Annotated in this window: 16 protein-coding genes and 1 pseudogene; 4 read left to right on the forward strand and 13 right to left on the reverse strand. The window is 43.8% G+C overall.

All coding sequences use genetic code 11. The features are described from left to right. Window positions 1–161 precede the first annotated feature (161 nt). The 3 genes and pseudogenes from ltrA to QN079_RS11125 all read left to right on the forward strand — a co-directional run bounded on the left by ltrA (window position 162) and on the right by QN079_RS11125 (window position 3,882). The gene (gene ltrA, locus QN079_RS11115; protein WP_002337637.1) at window positions 162–2,024 is read left to right on the forward strand and encodes a group II intron reverse transcriptase/maturase; all 1,863 of its coding nucleotides are present in this window, start codon (window positions 162–164) and stop codon (window positions 2,022–2,024) included. A gap of 113 nt (window positions 2,025–2,137) precedes the next feature. After that, a pseudogene (locus QN079_RS11120) lies at window positions 2,138–3,463 on the forward strand (Y-family DNA polymerase); the annotation flags it as partial. A 143-nt stretch (window positions 3,464–3,606) separates the two neighbouring features. Then, on the forward strand, window positions 3,607–3,882 hold the full coding sequence (locus QN079_RS11125) for a hypothetical protein (RefSeq protein ID WP_005229370.1): 276 nt from the start codon (window positions 3,607–3,609) through the stop codon (window positions 3,880–3,882). A gap of 34 nt (window positions 3,883–3,916) precedes the next feature. Here the strand turns inward: QN079_RS11125 and QN079_RS11130 are convergent, their stop codons facing one another. From QN079_RS11130 to QN079_RS11145, 4 genes are all read right to left on the reverse strand, one after another. Beyond that, complete coding sequence (locus QN079_RS11130; protein ID WP_005229368.1) at window positions 3,917–4,375, reverse strand: hypothetical protein; 459 nt, start codon at window positions 4,373–4,375, stop codon at window positions 3,917–3,919. A gap of 67 nt (window positions 4,376–4,442) precedes the next feature. Beyond that, entirely contained in the window at window positions 4,443–4,811 is a 369-nt protein-coding gene (locus tag QN079_RS11135; protein ID WP_289229760.1) for a thioesterase family protein, read from the reverse strand. 7 nt (window positions 4,812–4,818) lie between these two features. Further along, complete coding sequence (locus QN079_RS11140; protein WP_289229761.1) at window positions 4,819–6,033, reverse strand: CCA tRNA nucleotidyltransferase; 1,215 nt, start codon at window positions 6,031–6,033, stop codon at window positions 4,819–4,821. Next, the gene (locus QN079_RS11145) at window positions 6,020–6,370 is read right to left on the reverse strand and encodes a nucleotide pyrophosphohydrolase (RefSeq protein ID WP_005231912.1); all 351 of its coding nucleotides are present in this window, start codon (window positions 6,368–6,370) and stop codon (window positions 6,020–6,022) included. The genes QN079_RS11140 and QN079_RS11145 overlap by 14 nt, the downstream gene beginning before the upstream one ends. A 137-nt stretch (window positions 6,371–6,507) precedes the next feature. Between QN079_RS11145 and QN079_RS11150 the strand changes: the two genes are divergently transcribed. Continuing rightward, window positions 6,508–7,413: a YitT family protein gene (locus QN079_RS11150; protein WP_289229762.1), complete on the forward strand. Its 906-nt coding sequence runs from the start codon at window positions 6,508–6,510 to the stop codon at window positions 7,411–7,413. A gap of 44 nt (window positions 7,414–7,457) precedes the next feature. On the opposite strand, the gene QN079_RS11155 is transcribed toward QN079_RS11150, so the two are convergent. The 9 genes from QN079_RS11155 to hbs form a co-directional block, all read right to left on the reverse strand. After that, a complete protein-coding gene (locus QN079_RS11155; protein ID WP_005229358.1) occupies window positions 7,458–8,015 on the reverse strand; it encodes a YpiB family protein in 558 nt (185 codons plus the stop codon). A 9-nt stretch (window positions 8,016–8,024) separates the two neighbouring features. Beyond that, the gene (locus tag QN079_RS11160; RefSeq protein WP_005229356.1) at window positions 8,025–9,284 is read right to left on the reverse strand and encodes a tetratricopeptide repeat protein; all 1,260 of its coding nucleotides are present in this window, start codon (window positions 9,282–9,284) and stop codon (window positions 8,025–8,027) included. Continuing rightward, window positions 9,285–10,334, reverse strand: a complete 1,050-nt coding sequence (locus tag QN079_RS11165) for a hypothetical protein (RefSeq protein WP_005229354.1) — start codon at window positions 10,332–10,334, stop codon at window positions 9,285–9,287. Window positions 10,335–10,497: 163 nt separating this feature from the next. Beyond that, on the reverse strand, window positions 10,498–11,751 hold the full coding sequence (gene ilvA / locus QN079_RS11170) for a threonine ammonia-lyase IlvA (protein WP_289229763.1): 1,254 nt from the start codon (window positions 11,749–11,751) through the stop codon (window positions 10,498–10,500). Window positions 11,752–11,762: 11 nt separating this feature from the next. Next, window positions 11,763–12,752, reverse strand: coding sequence for a ketol-acid reductoisomerase (ilvC, locus tag QN079_RS11175; protein ID WP_005229350.1), 990 nt, complete (start codon window positions 12,750–12,752; stop codon window positions 11,763–11,765). A 50-nt stretch (window positions 12,753–12,802) separates the two neighbouring features. Further along, window positions 12,803–13,279, reverse strand: coding sequence for an acetolactate synthase small subunit (gene ilvN, locus QN079_RS11180; RefSeq protein ID WP_005229349.1), 477 nt, complete (start codon window positions 13,277–13,279; stop codon window positions 12,803–12,805). Window positions 13,280–13,283: 4 nt separating this feature from the next. Continuing rightward, entirely contained in the window at window positions 13,284–14,984 is a 1,701-nt protein-coding gene (ilvB, locus tag QN079_RS11185; protein ID WP_115232578.1) for a biosynthetic-type acetolactate synthase large subunit, read from the reverse strand. A 2-nt stretch (window positions 14,985–14,986) separates the two neighbouring features. After that, a complete protein-coding gene (gene ilvD, locus QN079_RS11190; RefSeq protein ID WP_015510070.1) occupies window positions 14,987–16,675 on the reverse strand; it encodes a dihydroxy-acid dehydratase in 1,689 nt (562 codons plus the stop codon). A 567-nt stretch (window positions 16,676–17,242) separates the two neighbouring features. Further along, complete coding sequence (gene hbs, locus QN079_RS11195) at window positions 17,243–17,518, reverse strand: non-specific DNA-binding protein Hbs (protein ID WP_003126821.1); 276 nt, start codon at window positions 17,516–17,518, stop codon at window positions 17,243–17,245. Window positions 17,519–17,656: the final 138 nt, after the last annotated feature.

The raw sequence follows: 17,656 nt of genomic DNA on the forward strand, positions 1-17,656 counted from the left end.
TCATTTACACTAGTGAGAGTAGTGGCACAGTACCTATGAAGCAGTGATAATAAGCTGTGGAGGGATAGCCACAAGTCAATTTGCTTTACTAACAGTTATGATACAATCCATAGAATCGAGTATGACAAAATAAACGCCGACGTCCGAAAGGAGGCGGTGCTATGGAAAACGTATCAGCATCACATTCAATTCGCCATATGGAATATTATGGTCTTATTGATAGCTTTGATTCTCTTTACAAAGAGAGTAGCGAGAACAAAATTTTCAGTAACCTTATGGAAATTGTCACTTCTCCTAATAACATTCTATTGGCATTTCGGAATGTTAAAGGAAATTCTGGTAGTACTTCCCCAGGCGTCGACAAAAAGAATATTGATGATTTAAAAGCAATACCGAATATCGAGTTTATAAAAACTGTTCAAACAAAATTTTCAGAATATAAACCGCAACCAGTTAAACGAGTAGATATTCCTAAGCCAAATGGGAAAACTAGACCACTAGGTATACCAACAATATGGGATAGAATCATACAACAGTGTCTACTACAAGTTTTAGAACCGATCATGGAAGCAAAGTTTCATGATAAGAACTATGGTTTCCGACCTAACCGGTCGGCACATCATGCATTCGCTCAAGCAGTACGAATGGCGCAACTTTCAAAACTAACTTTTGTAGTAGACATAGACATAGAAGGATTCTTTGATAACGTAAACCATTCAAAACTTATTAAACAGTTTTGGACATTAGGGGTACGTGATAAATGGCTTCTAGGTGTTATCCGAGCAATGCTTAAAGCACCTATTATTCATAGGGATGGACGCATTGAACATCCAAAGAAAGGAACCCCGCAAGGCGGTGTTCTCTCTCCACTTCTTGCCAATGTTGTTTTGAATGAACTGGACTGGTGGATATCTTCTCAATGGGAAACACACCCGACTAGGAAAAACTACGATTGTTATCATCAAACAAGAAAGCAATGGATTAAGAGCAACAAATATCGAGCACTGCGTGCTTCGAAACTAAAAGAGATTTATATTGTTAGATACGCAGATGACTTCAAAATCTTCTGTAGAAAACGAAGTGACGCAGACAAAATCTTTCTAGCCACTAAATTATGGTTAAAAGACCGACTGAAACTTGATATAAGTGCTGAAAAATCAAAGGTAGTGAATCTAAAGAAACAGAAATCTGATTTTCTCGGATTCACAATGAAACTGGTACGCAAAAGAAAAAGCTTTGTGATTGAAACGCACATGTGCGCCAAAGCCATGAGTGCAGCATCTAATAAGTTAGCAAAACAAATTAAGGTGATTCAACATTCACCTACCCAAGTTGAACTTCAAAAACAGTTAAGTATTTATAACTCAATGGTAGTAGGTATCCATCAATATTATAAAAAGGCAACCCACATCAGTGTGGACTGCCCAAGAATAAATCAACGCCTAATGATTATCATCAAAAATCGACTAGATATTAAGAGAAAGGGTCCTCCACCGAGTGATTTTATTAAAAAAAATTACGCTCGGTCAAAGCAGTTGAGGTGGCTTAATGGTGTTCCTATGCTTCCTTTTGGATTCATAAAACATAGCCACACCTCCCTGCCCAAGATAGGAACCTGTAAATACACGCCCGAAGGTCGTGTGCTGATACACAGGTATCTTACTTTCCCAATCGATATTATCAACCAACTCATGAACATGTCTAATCCTAATGAAAGCATTGAGTTTAGAGACAATCGTGTATCCAAGTACTCTTCCCAAGTCGGCCGTTGCCGAGTAACGAAAGAAGTCTTAGAGCTAGCAGACATATACTGCCACCGTATTGTCCCTAAAAATCTAGGTGGGAAAGACAATTATCAAAATCTGGTCATTGTCCACCGGAACATTCACTCACTTATTCATGAAGAGGATAAAACAAGAGCATCACTTCTCATACAAAACATGAGAGTTACAAGTGCTCAACTTGAGATAATCAACCAGTTTCGCAAAAAAGCTAAGAATCGTGAATTGTCGCTGAATCTATAACTGTATGATACTGTTAGTAAACTTTGATGGAACGCCGTATGCGGTGAAAGTCGCACGTACGGTGTGGAGCGGGGGAAAATCTGGAGATTGCATCAAAGGATTACCTATCGCTATCTTCTGTCGAATGCATCTCTCGCGGATTAGATCCTATCCAAGCGATGCTGGTCGTCATGTCACATTCTGACAATACTGGTAACGGCTTAGTCTTAGCAGCTTCCCCAAAGGCAAAATCGGTATTGGGGATTTCAAATGTGACTCGCAATGACAACCTGCCGACACATCCCGATTTGTACAAAGCATCGCCGCGCATGAGTTTTTATATCAAAGAAAACACCAAAGTCAATAATGTCTTTCGCAAATATGTTGGACAAGACGACTTGCTGCTCTATTCGATCGACGAAACGATGATGGATCTGACCCGTACACTGGATCTTTTCATTCCCGATAAAACGATCTCTCGCGAAGAAAAACGTTGGTTGATTGCCCAGCAAATTCAAAAAGACATTTACGAAACAACGAAATTGTATGTCACCATCGGCATTGGCGACAATCCATTGTTAGCAAAACTAGCTTTAGATAACGAATCCAAACACAATCGTTCCTTGATCGCTGAATGGACCTATGACGATGTACCGACAAAAGTTTGGCAGATCGCCCCTATGACAGAGTTCTGGGGGATCGGTCGGCGTACAGAAAAACGACTTCACTTGATGGGGATTGAAACGATCGAGCAATTGGCTCACACTAGTCCTGATCTTTTACGCAGTCGCATGGGGATCATTGGCGAGCAGCTCTATCATCACGCCCATGGCATTGATCGCACGATTTTATCTGAACCGACACCACAAGTGATGGAAAAAAGCTACGGCAATAGCCAAGTCCTACATCGCAATTATTATTTACAAGAAGAAATCGAGATCGTCATCAAGGAAATGGCGGAGCAAGTTGCCGCTCGGATTCGCCGTCATCATTGTCAGACCGCTTGTATCAATGTTTACATCGGCGTAGCCTTTGGTGAAACTGCCTCTGGTTTTTCCCGACAAATGAAGATCCCGCCAACTGACAATACCCGCAAACTTGTCGCTCATTGCCTGTTTCTCTTTCGAAAATTTTATACGGGGCAAGTCGTTCGCCACATCGGTATTACCTATTCAAAATTGGTTTATACAGAAAATGTCCAGCTGGATCTTTTTGAGCAAGCAGAAGCGCAGTTGCGCCAGCGTAAATTAGATTTGATTATCGATAAGATTCGTGAGAAATATGGCTTCACTTCGATCGTTCATGCCACAAGCCGAATGGAAGGCGCTCGCGCCATTGCTCGCAGCAAATTAGTCGGCGGACATGCCGGTGGTCTAGATGGGATCGCTAATATAGGACCTGTCCATCAGCAAAAGGAAAAAGAACCGTTTGCTGATGGTTCGAAAAATACTGGCACTTGATTCGTTTTTCTTTCCTTTTTGCTGACAAATCTTAAGATAACATTAACAAACGGTCCATTTTTTAAAGATTTATGTAATTTCGATTCGCCCACCTCCCCCTTTGTTCTTTTCTAAGGTACTTTAATAGCAAGGAGTGTGAGCAGATGAAAATTGACAAAATCGAATACAAACGAGTCATCAACGGTGCGGGACACCTTGAGTACGATTTGCTGCAATATTTAGAAAAGAATCGGGCGACTGCTGCACAAAACCTGAAACAGTCTGAGATCGATTACCTTTTAGAAAAAGATATTCAGCATCGTATCATCCAACATGCGCGTAAGAGTTTCTTTGGCGATACGATCGTTTTAAAAGATGAATATGCCGAAGATTATCTTTTATTAAAAAAGTATACGGATATGTTCCAAGAATCATTCTAAAAAAAACGCAGAACCAACTGGTTCTGCGTTTTTCTTATTCTTCGAAATGTTCTTTATAAACATCATCGACTGTCTGGTTCGGGTCGATCACGATATAAAGGCTCTTCGTTTTCTCACTGATTTTTGTTGATTGGTATACGTTATCCAATCCTTCCGTATCTTTGTCCTTATATGGGAAATACACAAGATCCGGTGTACCGTTACGGTAAAGAATTTCCATCCGTTCGATATCTTCATATTTCAACGCACGGGCAAACATCCCTAATTCAAGCCCACCTAAGTTGATGTCATGCGTTGCCACATGATCGCCTTCTTGGAAGATTTCAATTTTGAACCCAGCACATGGATGAATCTCAACAAATTCGCTTCCGTGGATGCGGCCAAAACTGGTCGTGATTTGTTTGATCCACAAGTCACCGATGTAACGGCGCTCAATCGTCCATGTTTCTCCATTACGGAAATAAAATTTTAAAGCTTTCATTTCTCTAGCCATGACAAAACGCTCCTTTTTATTAGTAATACACTTTAATTCTAACACATAGTCGCCATCGGGACACAAATTAACTTTGTTTTTCGTTGACTTTTTTCATGAACCGAGAGATTTCCACTGCTGCTCGTTGATGCGTCCCATTGGCAATGATCTGTTGTTTCGCGTCTATTACCTGATAATGAAATTGGAGCCCCTGTTCTTTTTCCCACTGCACAAGAACTGTGATCGTCGCTCCAACTGGTGAAGGTTTCAAATGATTGATCGAAAACTTTGTAACGACGGTAGTAAACCCTTTATCTAAAGTAGGCTCAAGGGCTTCCCAACAGGTGTTTTCCACCATTGCTACCAATCGCGGGGTTGCTAAAACGTCTAATCCTCCAGAACCCAAAACAGCCGCAGTGTCTTGCTGTCCCACGATAAATTCTTTTTTGCTTTCCATTCTTCAGTTATCCCTCCTTTGCTAAATACGCTTGGACAAACGCTAATAGTGCTTCTTTTTCATTAGGGATTTTTCGTGTGATGACTGCAGCTTCGGCAGCGGTCAAGACTTCTTTGAGCCACGGACCAGAAGAACGATCGATCGTTTGCAGTAAATCACGTCCATTGATCGCCAACTCCTTCAGTGAATGGATCGGCAGCTGCTGATAGCGCTGACTGATTTTTGCTGGATCGTTGGGCTGATTGTCATAACGCAATAATCCTTCGGCTAAACAGGTTGCTTCTAGACCGAACTGATACAACACTAGGTCATTCCATTCGCCGTTTCGACGCGCGAGCAGTGCTTGATAAGCCGTGTGTACTTGGCGGATGCAGTCATTGGAACATTTCCAAGCTTTTAAAAAGCTGCGGACTGCCTCTGGCGCTAAACCCATTTGGTCAATGAGCAAAACCCAGGCCGCCGTTTCGTTTTCTAATGGAATCGCTGGCAGGTCTGCCATCCGCAGTAACGCCTCACCGTATTCCCGCAAGCCTGGGCAATAGATATAGCATTCGGTTTCTACTAGCGCCCGTAGTGCTTGGTTCCGATGATTGCCTAACAGCAATTTCACGAATTCAATCATGATCCGTTCAACAGAGATTTTTCCCAACAAAGCATGATTCGCATGGATAGCAGCCACTGTTTCTGTTTCTAAAACAAAGCCCAATTGACTGACAAAACGCAGCCCCCTCATCATTCGTAGGGCGTCCTCATGGAAACGTTCCTGGGGGTGACCCACTGCTCGTAAAATCTGATTATCGATATCTGCCAGACCATCGAAAAGATCAATGATGACACCATCTTCTTGAAGTGCCAACGCATTGATGGTAAAGTCCCGCCGTTTTAGATCTTCTTTCAGGGAACGGACAAAATCCACTTTGTCGGGTCTGCGGTAATCTTGATAGGCTGCTTCCGTTCGAAACGTAGTGATCTCATACTGCGCCTGCTCCCACAAAACCAACACCGTCCCATGCTCGATGCCAATGTCAATGGTTCGAGGAAAAAGCGCCTTGATTTCGGCTGGAAATGCACTGGTAGCAATATCGACATCATGAATCGGCTGGCCTAAGATCGTGTCTCGCACGCTGCCGCCGACAAAGTATGCTTCATAGCCTGCGGCTTCGATTTTTTTTAAAAGCGGTGCAGCTTCTGCAAATTCTTTTGGTAGTTTAGTCAGTTTCATTTACTTTCCCATCTTTTCTTTCAAAACGATACGCATCCCGCTGATTGAATTTTGCCATATTTTCCTCAAACACTTCAGTCAGGTCGATGTCTAGTGAATTGGCCATGATCATCGTCACAAAGAGTACATCACCGAGCTCTTCTGCCACTGTTTTTTCAACTTCATCGCTTTTTTTATTTTTTTCCCCGTAATAGTGATTCACTTCTCGCGCCAATTCGCCGACTTCTTCGGTCAAACGAGCCATTTGGGCGAGGGGGCTGAAATAGCCAGTTTTGAATTGCTGAATATACGCATCGACTTCTTCTTGCATCGATGCCAAAGAACGTTTTTCTGTCATTTTCTCCACCCTTTCTCGTTTATCTTACCAAAAGAATGGCTGCCTGCCTAGATAGAGCCCCCTTCAGGATTTGTTGTGCATTCAATGATTTCGTGCTACATTGATACTTGTGGAAGTTGAATAACGGAGGAAACAGGATGCGGGCATTTTTTTCATGGCGAACGATTCGCGATATTATTTTGATTATTTTTGGTACAAGTATCTATGGCTTCGGTCTAGTCTATCTAAATATCCCAAATGACTTAGCAGAAGGCGGTGTGACGGGGATCACCTTGATCCTGCGAGCCTTATGGGGAATCAATCCTGCCATCAGTACACTGATCTTAAATATTCCGATCATTTTGATCGGTGGCAAAATTCTTGGTCGACGCTCATTAGTGTATACGATTTTAGGAACTTTTGGTTTGTCTTTTTGGTTGGCATTTTGGCAGAGTGTTCCCCTGTTGATCGATCTGCAGCACGATCTGCTGATCGTTGCGCTCTTGGCTGGTTTGATTGCAGGGATCGGTAGTGGGATCGTCTACAAGGTCGGGGGAACAACTGGCGGAGTCGATGTATTGGCACGTATTTTAGAGAAAAACTTTGGGGTGACGATCGGTCGTTCGCTTTTGATCTTTGATGTGTTCGTCCTGTTGCTTTCTTTGACTTATATAGATTTGAACCGCATGATGTATACCTTGATTTTTTCTTATGTCTTCACGCGCGTGATCGATTCGATCCTAGACGGCGGCTATTCAGCCAAAGGGATATTAGTGATCAGCAATCATAGCGAAGAGATGGCTCCTATTTTAATGGATGAATTAGAACGAGGCGTCACGTTTTTACAGGGCGAAGGGGCTTACTCAAGAGTGTCGAAACAAATCATTTATATGGTGGTCAGCGGGCGGGAGATTTCTGAAGTCAAGCGCATCGTTCATGACTTTGATCCGCAAGCGTTTGTTTCTGTCATCAATGTCCATGAAGTCGAAGGTGAAGGCTTTACCTACTTAAGACCTAAGTCGCGGTTCTTACAGCGCAAAACCGCTGTTTCTAAAACGAAATAAAGACTGAAAAAAGCAGCCCCGGTTAAAGGGCTGCTTTTTGCTTGTTAACGGCTTTCTTCTTTTTGCTGGAGCAAGTGTCGATTTACTTCATCGGAAAGTTCTAAGAAGGCATCACGATCCCCATTTTCCAAGGCTAGATCGATTTGCCGATACAAGGTATCGATTTTGGTTTTTGTTTCTTCTTTTTCAAGGTACTGAGTAACATGTTGGGTCATTTCTTGATCCAAGTGGTCGTTCCAACGTTCATAAGGATTGTCTTCTAAAACTGCTAAATAAAAGGATTGCGACCAAGAATCTGGGAAGAGACATTCAAGATACAAGGGTTGTTTCCAATTCATGCGAATCTCATGAAAAATCTGATCAATGTCATAAAAGGTCTGCCCTTCGATGCTCAAGACAAACGGTTCGCCCCCAATTTCTGTACTGCGGACACTCAAGCCCCGTTTGGCTGCGGCTGCCCCTTCTACAAAATGAACATTGGTCAAGATCGCTTCATGGTTCGCCAGATAGTTTAACACCCAAGAGACTTCTCGGCGGCTGAAGGAAACGGTCGAAACTAACCAATTAAGAAACTTTTTCTTTTCTTGTACATTGATGTTCATTTCTCTCACCTATCTTTCTAATAAATCCTCCACGATCGACTGTACTTCTAAATCACCTGGCTCATGCGCCAAATAATGTTGCAGCAAATGAAGTGCTTCAGGTAAACGCCCTTCTTCACGTAAGAAAATGCCATATTCTTTCATAAATGCTGGCTCATGGTGCAAATCAGCATTGGCTTCTTCGTAATAGTTTGCTGCCTTGTCAAAATCTTCCAGCGCATTATACGCTTGCGCCAAATTCCAAAGGGCATGCGGCTGCTCATTGTCTTCCATTCGTTCGATGGTCAAGATCGCTTCTTGCCAACGCTCTTCATTCAAGTATAAATTACTTAAGGTCAGTAACGTATCATCTTCTTTGTCACCAGTCTCCAATGCTTTTAGTAAAAATGATTCTGCTGCTTCACTGTCATGAAGTCGGTAAGCATTCTCGGCAGCAAAATGATAGAAATCCACTTGATATGGATCTTCATGAATTCCTTCTTCGATCACACGCTGCGCTTCTTCCAGCTGCTCTTCTTCTTGCAATGCTTCTGCAAGATAAAGATACAAGGCACGGTATTGCGGATTCATGACCCGCAACTGCTGCAAGTAGCGAATCGCTTGTTCATTTTCTTTTAGCTGCAAATAGACTAAAGCTGTTTGAAAAAGACGCTCATCGGTCTGTTCGTCTTCTAGGCTTGCTTCAAAATATTCCAATGCCTCTTCAAACTTGCCCGCCATACTCAATGATGTACCCGTCCGTTCAACGATCGAGATCCCCGAAATATCCGTGATTTCTTCTTCCAGCAATCCTTGATAAAGGTCAACGGCTTCTTGATAGCGATCAGTCGAAAAGGCTAACTCAGCTAAGGCAAACCGTATCAAAGGTTCATCTGGCACAATGCTTTGCGCTTCTTTTAGTTTGGCTTCACTAACTTCAGGGATACCGATCAATTGGTAAAGATCCGCACTCAATAGCAAGGCTTGCAAATACGCTTCACTGGTCGGTGGTATTTGATCAATATAGGCAAAAGCCGTTTCGATCTGGTCTTCTTCCATCGCAATTTCTGCTAAAGGAAGCAGCAAAGCTTCATTATCAGGATGTCGTTGCTGCAAGGTTTCAAATAACGTTTTCGCCTCTTCCAAAAAGCCGATCTGCAATAGTTCATCACCTAAAGCGCCTAATGTCTCATCATCATCTTTTTGCAGAGCTTCGGTAAAATTTAATTGTGCTTCAGCCAGTTCTTCCGCGGCTAATGCTTTTAACATTTTTTCACTATATGTTTCCATTTAAACCCCTCGAATCTCATTGATTAATCGCTGATAAGTCTCCATCGTCTGGACGAGATCTTTTTCCTCGATTTTTGTTCTGCCCCCTATTGTACCAACTTTTGCCAAAAATAACAGTTTTTTTTCTTTTTGCTGCAATTCCAGTACATGACTGAAATATTCGCTTAATGAAAAAGACTCGGGCAATTCGATAGGAAAACCCAATCGGGCAAGCCATTGGCAGAACACGGGCAGATCGACAGTCAATTGCTGCTGCTGGACGGTCCACATAAAATGAAACAAAAAGCCAAAGAATAATTTCATCGCATCAGACAACAAGTGCCCATTTTCCGTTCGATAAGCAGCATCAGCAAAGAGTTGGCCAAACTCCTCCAATTCGCTGCCTGATTGCTGGTATAGTTGGATCAACCGATCGGTATACGCAGCCAACGAATGTCTCATCAACGCCTGATGACTGGGATAGGTTCGATAAAGCTCTTTTAAAAACTCACTATCGGCAAGCACGCCACAACGAATCAGAGTCAAAAAATCGACCAATTTCCCATCAATTTGTTTTTCTGCGATCGTCTGATCGTAAATAACAAATTCGGGTGTATTAGGATTTTCCAGCATCGGGATATCTGGCTTTTTCACAACGATCGCTGTTTCTTTCACACTTTTAGCTAAGGCCCGCAAGGAAACGGGAATCAGCCAAAGCTGTGTCGTCAGAACCGACGTCGCGTGGATAAAACTGCTCAATGCCAACACGCCTTCATTGCCAAAACCGACGATCAACAGCGGCTCTTGTTTTGAAAAGCGACCGAAGAAATCCATTGCAGCTTTAAACTCGCTAAAGTTGTTGCAATACATTTGATTGGTACAAATATACCAATTGACCTCTCGTGGCAAAAACAGGCGGGTCAATTTTTCTGAAAAGCGGTCATAATAGCGCTGATTCGTCAAAATGATCACCTGCTGCGGCTCGATCGACTGTTCTCTCATGACCGATGCTAGTGTTTCACCATAAGAAATTTGGGTTTCTTGTTCATTTCGGAAAAAAACAGCTTCCATCGGCTCACTCCTTTGCTACTACTTCCTATTATAACAAGAAGGAGCTTAAACACCTACTAAATCGCTAATGATTAGGAAGTATTTTCCTGTGATTGGTTCAACGATCCGATAAAAAGCAAAAAACATGATTTCCTCTTCTTCCAAAGGAAAATCATGTTTTTTCTTAAACCAAAAGTGAGTAGAGTGATTGATTTTGCTGAAGGTTGATATAGTTTTGGTCAAACTGTTCAATTCGTGACAGTAATGCGGGGAGATCTTTTTTGTGTTTCAACAAGATTCCCAGCATTACTGGTCCTGTTCCACGATTGATTTTTTTTGTATATTCAAACCTAGTGATATCATCATCGGGACCTAATACATGGCTAACAAATTCCTTCAACGCACCGGGACGTTGTGGGAAATTGACGATAAAATAATGTTTCAATCCTTGATAGATCAGTGATTTCTCTTCGATCTCTGCCATACGGGAACTATCATTGTTACCGCCACTCACAATACAGACGACTGTTTTGCCTTTGATTTGCTCTTTGATCAGATCCAAAGCTGCCACACTCAAGGCACCAGCTGGTTCAGCGACGATCGCTTGCTTGCTGTACAATTCCAGAATCGTTTGACAGATTGCGCCTTCTTCCACAGCTACCAATTGATCCACGTAGCGTTTGGCATGGGCATAGGTTTGAGCTCCGACTTGTTTGACCGCTGCACCATCCACAAAGGTTTCAATATGCTCCAGTGCCACTGGTCCTTGATGATCAAAGGCGGCTTGCATCGAGGCTGCCCCTACAGGTTCTGCTCCAACAACTTTTATCTTCGGTTGCTTTTCTTTCAAATAGGCTGCGGTTCCGCTGATCAAGCCGCCCCCGCCAATCGCTGCCACGACCAGATCGATCGTTACTTGTTTTTTTTCAGCATCCGCCAGCATCTCCACAGCAACGGTTCCTTGTCCTGCGATAATATTAGGATCGTCAAAGGGAGCAATGAAAGCCATTTGCTGTTCTTTTGCAAAGTGTTTAGCCGCTTGGGCTGCCGCATCAAACGTATCTCCCACCAATTCGATTTTGACACAATCTCCACCGAAAAAGAGGACTTGCGCGATTTTTTGCTGTGGCGTCGTTGTCGGCATGAAAATAACCGCTCGGATCTGCTGTTCTTGACAGGTATAAGCAACACCTTGCGCATGGTTCCCGGCACTGGCACAGACGACGCCACGACGAGTCAGTTCAGGATCTGCCTGGGTGATCGCATAGTAGGCACCGCGTAATTTGAAGGAGCGGACTTTTTGCAAGTCCTCTCGCTTCAACAAGACCGTCGCTTGATACTTCTCAGATAAAAAGCGATCATACTGCAGCGGCGTATGACTAACTGCTCCCCGCAGTCGCTCGTAGGCTTGTTCGATTGCAGAAACTGTCACCAACAAACGCGTCCCTCCTAATCTTTCGCAACAAACGGCATCATTTTCCGTAACTCGCTGCCGACTTTTTCAATTTGATGATTGCCGTTTTCCTCACGCATTTTATGGAATTCAGGGAAGCCGTTTTGATTGTCTTCAATGAATCCTTTCGCAAATTGGCCGTTTTGGATGTCTGTCAATACGGCTTTCATGTTTTCTTTGGCTTGTGCAGTGATCACCCGAGCACCAGAAACGTAGTCACCATACTCAGCCGTATTCGAGATCGAATGGCGCATTTTTTTGAAGCCTCCTTCATAAATCAAGTCAACGATCAGTTTCAATTCATGACAAACTTCAAAATAAGCCAATTCCGGTTGGTACCCCGCTTCTACCAATGTTTCAAAGCCCGCTTCGATCATACTGGTCAAACCGCCACAAAGTACGGCTTGCTCACCGAAAAGATCGGTTTCGGTCTCTTCTTTAAAGGTCGTTTCCAAAACGCCGACCCGTGTGGCACCGATGCCTTTTGCATAGGATAAAGCCGTTGCTTGTGCGTTACCAGTCGCATCTTGATAAACTGCAAACAAGGCTGGTACCGCAAACCCTTCGGTAAAGGTTCGACGCACCAAATGACCTGGTCCTTTTGGCGCAACTAGAAAAACATCCACCTCTTTTGGTGGCGCGATCACATCAAAATGAATATTGAAACCATGAGCAAATGCTAATGCATTGCCCGCAGAAAGATTCGGTTCGATCTCATTTTTATACAACGATCCTTGGATCTCATCGGGTGCCAAGATCATGACTACATCCGCTTTTTGAACGGCTTCGGCTACTGGGAAAACCTCAAATCCATCGTTTCTTGCGGCTTCCGCTGATTTTCCTTCACGAATGCCGATAAAGACTTCATGACCTGTGTCCCGTAAATTTTGCGCATGAGCGTGCCCTTGAGAGCCGTAGCCGACGATCGCAATCTTCTTGTCTCCTAAATTATCTGTAACTTCCTCGTTGTAATATACTTTTACCATACTTGTTTCCTCCGAATTCTTTCTTTATTTTAAGCAATTCAAAATTGCACTTACCCTCTTGTAAAGCCAGTGACACCCGTCCGTGCCAATTGTTTGATGCCGTATGGACGTAAAACTTCGATGCACGCTTCTACCTTTTTCGTATCGCCAGCAACTTGCACAACGATTGTTTTTAGTGCCACATCGACAATGTGTGCTCGAAATGGATCGATCACTGCTTGGATCTCCGAACGGCTTGTGGTTGGCGCATTGACTTTGATCAGCACCAGCTCCCGTTCGATATGAGGAACTTCTGTAATATCAGAAACCTTCAAGACATCGATCTGCTTGTTCAGATGCTTAGTCACTTGTTCTGTTTCTGCCAAATCGTTCACATTGACAATGATCGTCATACGTGAAAACTCTGGTCGTTCTGTCGTACCGACAGAGATACTCTCGATATTGACTTGACGACGGTTCAAGACACTCGTGATACGGCTCAAAACACCTGCTTCATTATGGACGATTGCTGCTAATACCCGTTTCATCCCCTTAGACCCCCATCATTTCATGATTGGCTTTCCCCGGTGGGATCATCGGCAGCACATGCTCAGATGGCGAGACCATTACTTCGATCAGCTGCGGCCCTGCTTGAGAAAAAGCTGCTGCCAATTGATCAACCAGTTGCTCTGGGGCATCGATCCGACAGCCTTCAATGCCATAAGCCTGTGCCAGTTTGACAAAATCAGGCTGCTGCGCAAAAACGGAGGCAGAGCGCCGCTTGCCATGGAATGTTTCTTGCCATTGGCGAACCATTCCTAAAGAGCAGTTGTTCAATAACACAAATTTGACATTCAAGCCATACTCATTCAAAATCGCAAATTCTTGGTTCGTCATTTGAAATCCACCATCGCCAACGAACACCACAACCATTTTTTCTGGATGAGCAAATTGAACGCCGATTCCTGCAGGGATGCCATAGCCCATCGTCCCTAGTCCGCCACTGGTGATCAATTGTTTGGGAAAGCGAAAAGGATAATACTGCGCGACCCACATTTGATGCTGACCAACATCGGTGATGACATAAGCCTCTCCTTTGGTCAAACGCCCTACTTCTTCGATGACTTTTTGTGGTTTGATCTCTTGTGTCTGAGTGCGATCATAGCGATAAGGTTTTTCCTTTTTCCGTTTTTGGCATAGATCCAACCAAGTCGTCCAGGTTCCTCTTGTTGGTGGGTACCGCAGCATTTGCTGCAAAGCAGCCTTGGCATCGCCGACGATTGGGATCTTTGTCGTTACGATCTTGCCGATCTCCACTGGGTCAATATCGATATGAGCAACGATCGCCTGCTTGCCGAACTGACTGCCGGCCGTTGCTAGGCGATCATCGAAGCGAGAGCCGATATTGATAATCAAATCAGCTTCTGATAAAGCCATGTTCGCCGCATAGGTGCCATGCATACCGCCCATGCCTAAGAAAAATTGATGATCACTTGGCAGTAAGCCTAAGCCAAGCAACGTTGTCACTGTCGGCAACTTGTACTTGGCAATAAATGCATTTAGTTCAGCTGCAGCTTCAGCAGCGATCACGCCTGCACCCGCCAATACCACTGGTCGCTGAGCTTTTTCCAAGACTTGCATCAGTTTTTCGATTTGCAGACGGGATGGCTCTGCCGTCGGCTGATAACTTTTCCTTGTGATCGGCAATGAGCAGGTTTCAGCGGTTTCTTGTAATGTAATATCTTTCGGAAGGTCGATGACAACCGGTCCTTTTCGCCCTGTGGAAGCGATATGGAAGGCTTCAGCGATCACTTTTGGCAGCTCATCGACACAGCGGACTTGGTAGTTGTGCTTCGTGATCGGCAACGTGATACCCAGAATATCCGCCTCTTGGAAGGCATCTTTGCCAATTCCTGGTACCGCCACTTGCCCTGTGATAACTACCAATGGTACGGAATCACTCATAGCATCGGCAATGCCCGTGACGACATTTGTAGCACCTGGTCCGCTCGTCACTAAAACGACCCCAACATTGCCAGTAGCTTTGGCATAGCCTTCAGCGGCGTGGATCGCGCCTTGCTCGTGACGCGTCAAAATATTCGGAATCGCTGCATCATATAATTGATCATATAACGGCAGGACGGCGCCGCCCGGATAGCCAAAGATCATTTCGACGCCTTGCTCTTGTAAGCTGTCCACTAATACTTGTGCGCCAGTCCTTAGATGCGATGCTTGATACTCGATATTTTCCATTGCTACTCCTCCTCATCAGGTACTCGCATAATCCCGCCCGTATTGGCAGAAGTCACTAAAGCGGTATAACGTGCAAGCCATCCTTTTTTCACTTTTGAACGAAACTTCGGTCGTTCTTGCGCACGCTGGGCAAGCTCTTCATCGGATACTTGCAGATTCAGCGTTCGATTTGGTAAATCAATAATGATTTCATCGCCATCGTTGACAAGGCCTAATGGACCCCCTGCAGCGGCTTCTGGCGAAATATGGCCAACGGCGATTCCTCGGGTCGCTCCTGAAAAGCGACCATCGGTGATCAAGGCGACATCTTTGCCTAACCCACGTCCAACGATGCTTGAGGTAGGCGCCAACATTTCTGGCATACCTGGTCCTCCTTTTGGTCCCTCATAGCGGATCACTACAACATGTCCTTTTTGTACGGTATGATTGTCGATGGCAGCAACTGCTTCATCATGTGAATCAAAACAGATCGCTTTGCCTTTGAACACTTGGACACTTGGATCGACCCCACCGACCTTGATGACACTGCCTTCTGGGGCGATGTTACCGTACAAGATCGATAGACCACCCACAGGACTATACGGATTTTCTTTGGGATGAATAACTTCTTCGTTGTGGATCTTCGCTTCAGCGACATTTTCTCGTAACGTCTTGCCTGTGACAGTCGGTCGATCAGGATGTATCGCTCCCTCGATATCACAAAGCTCCCTTATGATTGCCGAAACGCCGCCAGCTTCATGAACATCGTGCATCGAATAGGCTGATGATGGCGCGATTTTTGAGAGATAAGGCACTCTTTTAGCGATTTCATTGACCCGTCTTAAGTCATAATCGATCTCAGCTTCATTGGCGATCGCTAAGGTATGCAACACTGTGTTGGTGGACCCCCCCATCGCCATGTCTAAAGCGAAGGCATCATCAATAGCTTCTTTGGTCACGATGTCTCGAGGTTTCACTTGTTTTTCAACAAGATCCATCAACTTAAAGGCGGCTTGTCTAACTAGTTCTCGTCGTTCTTCAGACACGGCAAGAATCGTACCATTGCCTGGCATTGCCAATCCTAAGATCTCTAAGAGACAGTTCATTGAATTGGCAGTAAACATCCCTGCACAGGAACCGCAAGTCGGACAGGCATTTTGCTCCATAAATTCAAAGTCTTCTTTCGTCATGTTGCCAGTCTTGTAAGTCCCCACGGCTTCAAACATGGAAGACAAGGTTATCTGGTGGCCCCGTGGATCAATACCGGCTTTCATCGGACCGCCAGAACAAAAGATCCCCGGTACATTCGTCCGCATCGCTGCTAAAATCATGCCAGGAGTGATCTTGTCGCAATTCGGGATATAAAATACGCCGTCAAACCAGTGAGCATTGATCACGGTTTCTGCGGAATCAGCGATCAATTCTCGGCTGGGTAGCGAATAACGCATGCCAATATGTCCCATCGCAATGCCATCATCCACACCGATCGTATTGAACTCAAAAGGGATGCCGCCAGCTTCACGAATCGCTTCCTTAGCGATATCTGCTAACTCCCGTAAATGCACATGTCCAGGCACAATATCGATATAGGAATTACATATCGCAATAAATGGCTTGTTCATGTCATGGATATTTTTTACTTGTCCTGTGGCATAGAGCAGACTCCTAGCTGGCGCTGCATCGATCCCTTTTTTAATCTGATCACTTCTCACACTCATCATCTCCTGCATTTTGGAATAAAAAAAAGCATCCCGGTTATAAAAAACTGGGATGCTTTGCCAGAATCCCATTTTACTTACGCAAATAGGACTCAAACAAACGGATAATTTTTGCTTCCGTGTTCTAAGTCCTGGTATCAATAATAATGACTAATAAATATTGATTAAAATTGCGCATAGAAAATGGCTCCTTCATTAGAAATAGTAACGTTCTTGTAATTGTTTACCAATATACCCTTTGCAAAAACACTTGTCAACGAATTTTCTGAATTTTTTTTCAATAATGACAATTCCAAGGAACCCTTCCTCACATTAGATGTCATTTAATCGCTTGCTTCTTTTGATAAAAATGACTTTTAAATCACCTTTATTCTTGCTTGAGAATTAAAGTGTGCCCGCAACCCTTGTTTTTTTTAGACCAAAAGAAAAACAAAAAATATTTTTGAATTTTCTGACAATAATAACTGTTCCTTTTCCCATTCGATCCGCCTGCATGGTGGCAGTCCCTAGTTAGACAAAAGAAAAAACCCTTGATTACTCAAGGGTTTCTACAAGACTCAATTATTTCACTGCGTCTTTAAGAGCTTTACCTGGTTTGAATGCAGGTACTTTGCTAGCAGGGATCTTGATTTCTTCACCAGTTTGTGGGTTGCGTCCTTTGCGTTCTGCACGAGAACGAACTTCAAAGTTACCAAAGCCGATCAATTGAACTTTTTCACCGTTAGCTAAAGCGTCTTGAATTGTTGAGAATACAGCGTCTACTGCTGCAGTTGCGTCTTTCTTAGTTAAGTCAGTAGCTGCTGCAACTTTTTCGATTAATTCTGCTTTATTTGCCATGGATGGTTTCACCTCCTGATATTTTTTTTGATGTCATGCATCAACAAAAATCTTGAGTGGTCCAAGGTTTTTGTCAAATATTGATTACCATCAATATTCTGATATAACGTTATCATAAGAACCTTGTAATATCAAGGA

Origin of the sequence: Enterococcus sp. FZMF, assembly GCF_030263915.1 — a bacterium.
In the GTDB taxonomy this organism is placed as follows: domain Bacteria; phylum Bacillota; class Bacilli; order Lactobacillales; family Enterococcaceae; genus Enterococcus_D; species Enterococcus_D casseliflavus.